This window comes from Kocuria sp. KH4, from assembly GCF_053711175.1.
The window spans coordinates 1-438 of sequence record NZ_JBSJYX010000063.1; the positions used below are offsets into that span (position 1 = coordinate 1).

The 438-nt window shown below is 68.9% G+C and carries 1 protein-coding gene; it reads left to right on the forward strand.

Annotated features, from left to right (window positions below; genetic code table 11):
- Positions 1-438, forward strand: a 438-nt coding sequence (locus tag ACWCOM_RS18500; RefSeq protein WP_454550205.1) for a replication initiation protein, incomplete at both ends; no start/stop codon positions are given.

The following is a 438-nucleotide window of genomic DNA, read 5'->3' on the forward strand; positions in this document are numbered from 1 at the left end:
CACCGACTCCGCCCGCAGGAAGCCGATCAACCACCTAGCCCGTATCGAGCAGGGCCTCGTCGACGTCCTGGGCGGGGACGTTGGATACGCGGGCCGGGTGACCAAGAACCCGGTCCACCGCCAGCACGTGCCGCTGTGGGGCGAGGAAACCGCCCTCGACGGCCTCCAGGAGCTTGCGCAGGCCCTCGGAGACGTCGGAGCCCTCCCAGGACCCGCCAGGACCGGCAAAGTCCTCACAGCGTCCTCGGTGGGCCGCAACGTCGCCTTGTTCCATCTCACCCGGCAATGGGCCTATCGCGCCCGCCTGCGCTACGACGAGGCCACCGAGTGGGAGCAGACAGTCCACGCCTTCGCCATGAACAAGAACCTCACCGCCATCGCCGAGGAGTTCACCCGCGGCCCGCTGGGCGAGGTGGAAGTGCTGCACCTAGCCCGTTC